We start from the raw sequence: 9,340 nt of genomic DNA on the forward strand, positions 1-9,340 counted from the left end.
CCCCCCGGTTTAGATGACACTAAAGGTCGTTACGACACGTTCACGGTGGTTCACTTGTATTCGTCTCCTCTGGTACTCACCTGACGGGATCACTGTCCCGCCTTTTCCCGTAACGTTCACTACCATGGCTCTTTACCACAGCAGCTTACGGTGGTTTGAAGCCTCCACCTGCATGGCGGCTTCGAGGGGCCCTCCCTCATCTTCGATTAAGCATGGCTAGAAGTTTCCTTCTTCGCCTTCTTGGCACACTGCAACTTGCATCTAGCAACTTATCCTTACGATTCATGGCAGTCGCAAGTAGAGTTTTTTGTGTTTTTATGTATGAAGTGTAAGATTGAATCGAAAGGGTTCATGAAGTAAACCAAATGCTGTTATTCAATACCATCATATAGAAGGGAGGAAAAGGAATGTTCAAGAAGAGTCTTGTGTTTTTTTCACTGTTTACCTTGATAGCGCTCGGCGGCTGCTCTCTATTCAGAGCTATCAAGATTGAGATTCCCGATCAGCAGGTGACAGAGGGTGAGGAGCTTGTTATTGGCCTTAGCCAGTTTGTTTTATCATCTGTTTCCGACGGGATATCATTCTCGATAAGCAGCGGACCGGGCAGAATCGACGGAAGGGATTATGTGTTTACGTCTTTGCCCGGTGACAGCGAAAACAGCCCTTTTAAAGTGAGAGTAAGCGCAAGTGATGAAGGCAAGAGCGGAGTTGCAGAGTTCCGGATCAACGTAAGTCCCATTCCGGAAGGTCAAGAGGCTGAGATCAAGTTATCGGGAGAGACTGCCGAAGAGTTTGAACAGATTATTGATGATTTCGTGAAGAGGAATCCTGAGAATCCCGAAGGACACGCGATTCGTGGAGCTATGAAGGCCATTCCGCAATTGCTGAAACTTCTAGACATATACAATTCGCAGATTGGTTCCCTTGACATTGCAGGGACAATGGATCGAGATGAAATACTGTCAAGTTTCGAAAACCTCGTCTCGAATCCTGATCAAATCGCACAGAGCCTTTCATCTGATATGCGCGCAAAACTACTGAATATGAAGCTGAAATCGGCGTTGATTCTTGGAAAACCGCAGCTTCTGATAAATGCTCTTTCTTCTCGTCGGCCTATAGCCAAAAATTCCGATTATTCACTCTGCGGGGAGATCACCGATTTTCAGGAGGAAATGGAGGATTACGCCGATGGCCTTCAGGAAGTCTGGGACGATATCTCCTATTTGAGCGGAGAGATGAGTATTGTAGTAAAGGTATTCCTAAATGAGTTCGATTGGGACGAAGATGGAGTTGTTGAAAGCGACAGAGAGCTGATACTTGAAGTAGTGAGTGAAAATGATTCCATAACCTACTCAGAAAACTTCCGTCTCTATTCGGATATCCTTTTCCTGGAGAAGAAGCCAAAAGGTGATCACATAGTCTCGATCGAGGTTGATCCCAGTGGCGGTGACGCAGTGTTCGATCTCGATTTCTGGTTCATGATCTCACAGGGGTTGGATATAGAGGACGCTCCTGGATTCGATGAGAACGATTATCTCGTAATCGATGAAGGAGAGATAGCGATTCTAAAAATGCTGGTTGGCAGTGCTCTTTCAAGCGCCAGAGCATTGACCATTTATGATCTTGAACCATCGGAGGCTTTCATGGAGTATTTCGAAGACACCGATGATGAGATAGATCCTCCGGAAATCGATACAAATAGCGACGGAAATATCGACGCGTCAGAAGTTAAAGCATTTATTGGCACGTCCTTCTTGACATTCAGGAACCCCTTCGAAAGTCCTCTATGGCTGAGTTCGATAAGGGATATCGCTTTGGAGATACCTGAAACGACGATGCTGCTGGCAGAGGATCTCTTGAAGGACACACGGACCGAAGGCAACAAGCACAACTTGACCTCACAGTGGTACATCCCGTTCGATCAGGACGCTTACGATACCCTTTCAGAAAACGCGAACGAATTGGAAGAGCTGCTGGACTACATAAGACCGAACGGAGAAGATCTCGATACTGAAATCCCAGTCGATGAAGAAGGTAACACGATTATCCTGAGACTATACAATATTTTCGACCACCCCGAGGGCTTTTCCGATCTCTTAAGCTTCTTCCCTACCCTTATAAACTATGAGATGCTCGAAGGAATTGAATTTCCCGACCCAACGTTTGGCGGCGCCGTAGTTAACCTTCCGAAGTCGATCTCGCTGGATAACTGAGAGCGAACTTATTCGAGATGAATTGTGGAGCAATGAGCTGTAGATGACGGTTCGTTGCTCCATTTGCTAAAAGTGGGCTTAGAATAATACTGCTGGTGGAGTTTCCAGTATGTCTATGGATTTCATAAAACATCTGCAATAAGATCAACAGGAGGTGTAACAATGAAGCAACTACTAATGATTTTGGTCTTATTGAGTGTCTTTCTTTTCTCAGGGTGTGGTCTGTTGCAGTATTTCACTGTAGCCGAGGTTGTCGAACAAGAGACTGTAGAACAGTTTAATATCGAGAAATTCAAGAACGACGATGAAATCGAAGCTGCTGTTTTCAGAGGGTATTTTCTCAATGTCGATTATTCTTATCCAGAGCTGTTTTTGCAATGTGGCCCACAGACTCGAATCACCGATGAGATTGCCGCGATCGCCGATCAGTTTAATGACAATAAGAATTTGTCGACAATTAAAGAGATATACGGCTGGATGATGGGAAACCTGAGGGGAGTTGAGGGAGAGAAGTTTGGCAGAACATCACATGAAATCATAACAACCGGGGGAGTAACTGGCTGCACAGACTATGGACTGGCTTTCGTGTCGCTTGCAAGGGCAAAGGGGATTCCTTCCGTATTCATCCAGACTGCTCGGATTGACTGGATCGAGCAAGAAAGAAATCAAACAGTGGCATGATAGTAGGTCACATTCTTGTCGAAGTCTATTTAGAAGAAAAATGGTATCTTGTAGACTCGACTTCCGGCAGGCTATACCTTAATTATGACAGAAACAACTTCTCGCTCCCCGATGGGTACTATGTGTTTGCGAAATCTATTGAGGTATGGGATTCTGGGGCAAAGAACGAAAAAGAGAACTGGCAGATGATGATGGATCTCTTCTGGATCTTTGATCCTTCAGTCTATAACAATCCGGGATACGACTATATAGACCTCATTACCGGAGAGACGAGGCCATCCGGAGTCTTCACCGGTCACTCAACCGTAATAGGAAGTTCGGCTCTCATTTTTGGAAAACGGAGTCCGGTTGAGCTGTTCAATGATAGATTCACGGCACATCTTTCTAACAAGAGGCTTCTCGATCTCTGCTTCGCCGATATAGACGAAGTGATGAGTACTCAGAGGATAATAGTCCTTCACTCTCTCGATCAGCCTGCCACGATGCCCGACTACATGTTGGGCATTATACCGGAGTTCTCGTCTTCGGAAACGCCCGTAATCCTGAACGAAATCAGGGACGGCAGGAGAATTGTTCTTATAATGACAGATACAACTGACGAATTGATGAAAATAATCAGAGAACTGCCCGAGGACTTTTTGGACGGCCCACTAAACGATGAGAATGTTCCTGATGTCGAAATAGTGAAAAACTCAGTTCTAGTTTATGGGATGAGCAACCCTGTGGGAGTATTCGAAGAGAGATTCATAAAAGGATTTTCAAGAAAGGGCTTTCTAAGTCTTGGCAATTCACAATACGAAAGATTTCTGGAGACGGAACTCGTCGTAGTCCTCTACTCACTCGATTATCCCGACAAAATGCCACTTTATATCGAAGAATATCTGCCGGAGTTCTCGTCTTCGGAACTGCCTGTAATAGTTAACGAATGGAGAGAAGGTAAGCAGATAATCTTAATCAAGACATCTACCGAGGCGGAACTGATCGATTTGATCGGACAACTTCCGGTTGACTTTCTTTTGAGGTAGAGGAAGATTAAGCTTCACTCAAAAAAGTTCCATTACAACGGAAAAACGGTCTGTATACTGCACAGTAAGTTACTGGCCAGTATACAAATGTGAAAAACCACTCGAAAGAATTCATGAAGACCGGGATATAAGTGCTTAAAACCCCCAATTTCATATTCTTGCTTAGGCAGAAAAATGCCGGTCCGATAAAAAACGGTGACTTGCCGCAAGTAGTCTTCGCCAATTGTTGCTGCGTTTCTTATTGTAAGCCAGTTATTCTACGGCAAAATGCCAATCCTGTAATCTAGCAAAATATGAAACATGCGGAGAACCATTCAACGGAGAACCAGTCTTTTTGCTCTGTCCAATCCCCAACCCGCTATCCGCAACCTCGGAAATTCTTTCTCCCTCCTGGCGCGAATGCGTCAGCATCACTTCCCCGGATATTCCTCCGGGCATCACTTCCTCGCGCAGCGAGCCTCACTTCCTGCCGGAGGCAGCATCACTTCTGCATCTTGCAACTGATCCTTTGCTCTTCCAACCCCGAACCTCGTTCGTTATTCTTGCAACTCACAACTTGGAACTGGTTTTCAAACAAAAAGGAGAGTCAAAAAGACTCTCCTCTTGTATAACATCTGGGCGATACCTACTCTCGCATGCAGTTGCCCACATACTACCATCGGCCCGAGACGGCTTAACTGCCGGGTTCGGTATGGAGCCGGGTGTTTCCCGCCCCGGTATCTTCACCCAGAATATCTGTTCACTCAAGAGTACATAGGGAAATAAGGTAAAGGAATCGGATTATTAGTACTGGTCGACTGAACACTTCACAGTGCTTACATCTCCAGCCTATCTACGTCCTCTTCTCGAACGATCCTGAGAGACCTAGTCTTGAAGCGTGCTTCCCGCTTAGATGCTGTCAGCGGTTATCACTCATGAACGTAGCTACTCAGCTACTGCCGCTTGCACGACAACTGATTCACTAGAGGTTCACTAACCCCGGTCCTCTCGTACTAGGGGCTACCCTTCTCAAGTCTCCTACGCTCGCAACAGATAGGGACCGAACTGTCTCACGACGTTCTGAACCCAGCTCACGTACCGCTTTAATAGGCGAACAGCCTAACCCTTGGGACCTGCTCCAGCCCCAGGATGCGATGAGCCGACATCGAGGTGCCAAACACTGCCGTCGATATGAACTCTCGGGCAGTATAAGCCTGTTATCCCCAGGGTAGCTTTTATCCGTTGATCAACGGCCTTTCCACTCAGGGCCGCAGGGTCACTAGGGCCAGGTTTCCCTCCTGTTCGACCTGTCAGTCTCACAGTCAAGCTGGCTTTTGCCCTTACACTCTATGGTTGATTTCCAACCAACCTGAGCCAACCTTAGCGCGCCTCCGTTACTCTTTTGGAGGCGACCGCCCCAGTCAAACTGCCCACTTAGCAATGTCCTTGTTGTGCTCTCCACACTCTCAAGTTAGTACTCCGTTGTATGGAGGGTAGTATCCCACCGTTGGCTCCCCCGATCCTGGCGAACCGGGTTCTACGCCTCCTACCTATCCTGTACACCATACAACAAAGCACAATACCAAGCTACAGTAAAGCTCCATGGGGTCTTTCCGTCTAGTTGCGAGTCCTGGGCATCTTCACCCAGACTGAAATTTCACCGGGTCTCCTGTTGAGACAGTGCAGCGATCGTTACGCCATTCGTGCAGGTCGGAACTTACCCGACAAGGAATTTCGCTACCTTAGGACCGTTATAGTTACGGCCGCCGTTTACTGGGGCTTCGGTTCAAAGCTTCGCTCGCGCTAACCTTTCCCCTTAACCTTCCAGCACTGGGCAGGCGTCAGACCCTATACGTCTTCTTCTCGAATTCGCAGAGCCCTGTGTTTTTGGTAAACAGTCGCCGCTGCCTTGTCACTGCGACTCCAGCCAGCTCTTAACCAGCCAGAGTACCCCTTCTCCCAAAGTTACGGGGCCAATTTGCCTAGTTCCTTAACAGGAGTTATCCCGCTCCCCTTAGCCTTCTCAGCTTGCCTACCTGTGTCGGTTTTCAGAACGATTGGCTTAACACTCAAACGCTTTGCGATGCTTTTCTCGACAGTATGAACTCAACGTTGTTGCTCCCGAAGGAACTCCCATTCGTTCCTCACCCTCCCGCGGTGGATTTCCCTGCCGCGATCATCAGACTAGAAACTTAGACGCACTATGCAACTAGTACGCAACGCCTATCCTCCTGTGTCACACCCCAAAACTCATGTCACGCCAGTACCGGAATATTAACCGGTTTCCCATCGGCTACCCCTTTCGGGTTCCCCTTAGGATCTCGACTAACCCTGGGAGGACGAACCTTGCCCAGGTACCCTTAGGCTTTCGGGGGGAGAGATTCTCACTCTCCTCTCGTTTACTCATGCCTGCATTCTCTCTTGTGCCTCGTCCAACAGCCCTCACGGGTCTGCCTTCTCCCTACAACACAATGCTCCTCTACCAACAGTTTCCTGTTCCACAGCTTCGGAGGATAGCTTTAGCCCCCTTACATCTTCGGCGCGGTGAGTCTCGACTAGTGAGCTGTTACGCACTCTTTTAATGATGGCTGCTTCTAAGCCAACATCCTAGCTGTCTTTGACTCTCCACTTCCTTTAACACTTAGCTATCTCTCTGGGCCCTTAGCTGGTGGTCTGGGCTGTTTCCCTCTCGACTACGGACCTTATCGCTCGCAGTCTGTCTCCTGCACTTTGAGTAGAGGTATTCGGAGTTTGACTGGGGTTGGAGGTCGCCCCCCTAGCCCAATCAGTGCTCTACCCCCTCCACTAACCATGCAAGGCCGTGCTTAAACACGTTTCGAGGAGTACCAGATATCACCGAGTTCGGTTAGCTTTTCACTCCTATCCACAGGTCATCCAATAGCTTTTTACTGCTAACTGGTTCGGTCCTCCAGTGGGTGTTACCCCACCTTCAACCTGCCCATGGATAGCTCACCCGGTTTCGGGTCTATCGCAACTGACTTCCGCCCTATTAAGACTCGGTTTCCCTTCGGCTTCTCCTCTCTCGGATTAACCTCGCCAGTTACGGTAACTCGCAGGCTCATTAATCAAAAGGCACGCGGTCGCACTTTCGTGCTCCCACTTATTGTAGACTCACGGTTTCAGGTACTCTTTCACTCCCCTCCCGGGGTGCTTTTCACCTTTCCCTCACGGTACTTTTCCGCTATCGGTCAGCAGGTAGTATTTAGCCTTAGAGAGTGGTCTCCCCAGATTCACGCGGGATTTCTCGTGCCCCGCGTTACTCGGGATATATGCAAGGATAGCCTCTGACTTTCGCCTACAGGACTTTCACCTTCTCCGGTCTATCTTCCCAGATAGTTCGACTAGCCTTTAGCTTCTCCCGGCCCTGTACGGTCAGGCCCGTATATATCCCTCTACCCCTATATAGCAACGCCCGTACGCTTACACTATATAGGTTTAGGCTCTTCCCGTTTCGCTCGCCGCTACTCAGGGAATCTCTTCGATTTCTCTTCCTCTCGCTACTAAGATGTTTCAGTTCGCAAGGTTCGCTTCCTTTTCAGGATACTAGACATCTCTGCCTAGTGGGTTTCCCCATTCGGGCATCCGCGCTTCTATGGTCGCTTGCACCTACACGCGGCTTTTCGCAGCTGGCCACGCCCTTCTTCGCCTCCCGCTACCAAGGCATCCTCCGTGAGCCCTTTATACCTTTACCTTCTTTCTTCCTTTGACTCGCTTCTACTTCTTCNNTCACTCAAAGATGGATAGCAATCCGATGTAAACTCCTTAGAAAGGAGGTGATCCAGCCCCACCTTCCGGTAGGGCTACCTTGTTACGACTTAGCCCCCCTTGCCAATCCCACCCTAAACAAGCTCCCTCCTTACGGTTAGGATACTCATCTTCAGGTGTTACCAACTCGGGTGGCTTGACGGGCGGTGTGTACAAGGCCCGGGAACGTATTCACCGCAGCTTGGCTGATCTGCGATTACTAGCGATTCCGGCTTCATGCAGGCGGGTTGCAGCCTGCAATCTGAACTGGGGGTTGGTTTGAGGATTTCCTCCACATCGCTGTCTTGGTCCCTTCTGTCCAACCCATTGTAGCGCGTGTGTCGCCCAAGATATAAGGGGCACGATACCTGACGTCATCCCCCCCTTCCTCCGCCTCGTCGGCGGCGGTCCTCCTAGAGTGCCCGGCCTTACCGCTGGCAACTAAGAGCAGGGGTTGCGCTCGTTGCGGGACTTAACCCAACACCTCACGGCACGAGCTGACGACGGCCGTGCACCACCTGTGCTGACTCCACACAAAGTGTGGTCGTTCCTCTTTCAATTCACTACTATCAGCATGTCAAACCTTGGTAAGGTCCTTCGCTTAGCATCGAATTAAACCACACGCTCCACCGCTTGTGCGGGCCCCCGTCAATTCCTTTGAGTTTCACCCTTGCGGGCGTACTCCCCAGGCGGTTCACTTATTGCGTTAGCTTTAGCACGGAAAGCTTTCCGCTCCCCACACCTAGTGAACATCGTTTAGGGCCAGGACTACCGGGGTATCTAATCCCGTTCGCTCCCCTGGCTTTCGAGCATCAGTGTCAGAACCGGCCCAGAAAACCACCTTCGTCACCGGCGTTCCTGCCAATATCTAAGGATTTTACCCCTACACTGGCAGTTCCGTCTTCCTCTACCGTCCTCAAGCCTGGCAGTTTCAACTGCAAGTCCGGAGTTGAGCTCCGGGTTTTCACAGTTGACATGTCAGGCCACCTACGCTCCCTTTACGCCCAGTGATTCCGGGTAACGCTCGCCCCCTACGTATTACCGCGGCTGCTGGCACGTAGTTAGCCGGGGCTTTCTAGTAAAGTACCATCCCTCCATGTAGCTTTCCACTCTACATGGCATTTTTCCCTTACCACAGCAGTTTACAATCCGAAGACCTTCTTCCTGCACGCGGCGTCGCTAGATCAGAGTTGCCTCCATTATCTAAAATTCCGCACTGCTGCCTCCCGTAGGAGTAGGACCCGTATCTCAGTGTCCTTGTGGCCGGCCACGCTCTCACGCCGGCTATCCGTCGTTGCCTTGGTAGGCTCTTACCCCACCAACTAGCTGATGGTCCGCGGGCCGCTCCTTCGCCGGTGCAGTTGCACCTTTCACCTTTCGGTCTTATGCGGTATTAGCTGTCCTTTCGGTCAGTTATCCCCCTGCGTAGGGTACGTTCCCACGTGTTACTCACCCGTTCGCCACTCTATGTGTTGCCACATACCGTTCGACTTGCATGTGTCAAGCACGCCGCCAGCGTTCACCCTGAGCCAGGATCAAACCCTCCATCCATGACTCATTTTTTTCGAAACTCGCTGGATTGCTATCCATTTTTCAATGACCCTTCTTCCTTCGCTCGCTCTTACCACTAACGCTAACTTCGCGTCAGCAATTCCTATATTACCAGTACCCCTACCC

At 49.5% G+C, this 9,340-nt stretch carries 3 protein-coding genes and 3 rRNA genes; 3 read left to right on the forward strand and 3 right to left on the reverse strand.

Annotation, left to right across the window (positions count from 1 at the left end):
- Window positions 1-407: 407 nt before the first annotated feature.
- From V512_RS11570 to V512_RS11580, 3 genes are all read left to right on the forward strand, one after another.
- Window positions 408-2,213 carry a hypothetical protein gene (locus tag V512_RS11570; RefSeq protein ID WP_099830616.1) on the forward strand — a complete coding sequence of 602 codons (1,806 nt, stop codon included), beginning with the start codon at window positions 408-410 and terminating at the stop codon, window positions 2,211-2,213.
- A 162-nt stretch (window positions 2,214-2,375) separates the two neighbouring features.
- The gene (locus V512_RS11575; protein WP_099830617.1) at window positions 2,376-2,894 is read left to right on the forward strand and encodes a hypothetical protein; all 519 of its coding nucleotides are present in this window, start codon (window positions 2,376-2,378) and stop codon (window positions 2,892-2,894) included.
- Window positions 2,891-3,919: a hypothetical protein gene (locus V512_RS11580; protein ID WP_099830618.1), complete on the forward strand. Its 1,029-nt coding sequence runs from the start codon at window positions 2,891-2,893 to the stop codon at window positions 3,917-3,919. Before V512_RS11575 ends, V512_RS11580 begins: the two co-directional genes overlap by 4 nt.
- A gap of 613 nt (window positions 3,920-4,532) precedes the next feature.
- Here V512_RS11580 and rrf read toward each other — a convergent pair.
- The 3 genes from rrf to V512_RS11600 all read right to left on the reverse strand — a co-directional run bounded on the left by rrf (window position 4,533) and on the right by V512_RS11600 (window position 9,214).
- A 5S ribosomal RNA gene (gene rrf / locus V512_RS11590) occupies window positions 4,533-4,649 on the reverse strand.
- Window positions 4,650-4,682: 33 nt separating this feature from the next.
- Window positions 4,683-7,610, reverse strand: a 23S ribosomal RNA gene (locus V512_RS11595).
- Between the two features lie 75 nt (window positions 7,611-7,685).
- Window positions 7,686-9,214: ribosomal RNA gene (locus V512_RS11600) — 16S ribosomal RNA — on the reverse strand.
- The 16S, 23S and 5S rRNA genes sit together here, the layout of an rRNA operon.
- Window positions 9,215-9,340 lie beyond the last annotated feature (126 nt).

It is taken from the genome of Mesotoga sp. Brook.08.105.5.1, from assembly GCF_002752635.1.
GTDB lineage: Bacteria > Thermotogota > Thermotogae > Petrotogales > Kosmotogaceae > Mesotoga.

What these genes read in the sequence shown, in the direction of transcription:
- V512_RS11575 (WP_099830617.1), top strand. Translation starts at nt 2,376, where the DNA reads ATGAAGCAACTACTAATGATTTTGGTCTTATTGAGTGTCTTTCTTTTC.
- V512_RS11570 (WP_099830616.1), top strand. Translation starts at nt 408, where the DNA reads ATGTTCAAGAAGAGTCTTGTGTTTTTTTCACTGTTTACCTTGATAGCG.
- V512_RS11580 (WP_099830618.1), top strand. Translation starts at nt 2,891, where the DNA reads ATGATAGTAGGTCACATTCTTGTCGAAGTCTATTTAGAAGAAAAATGG.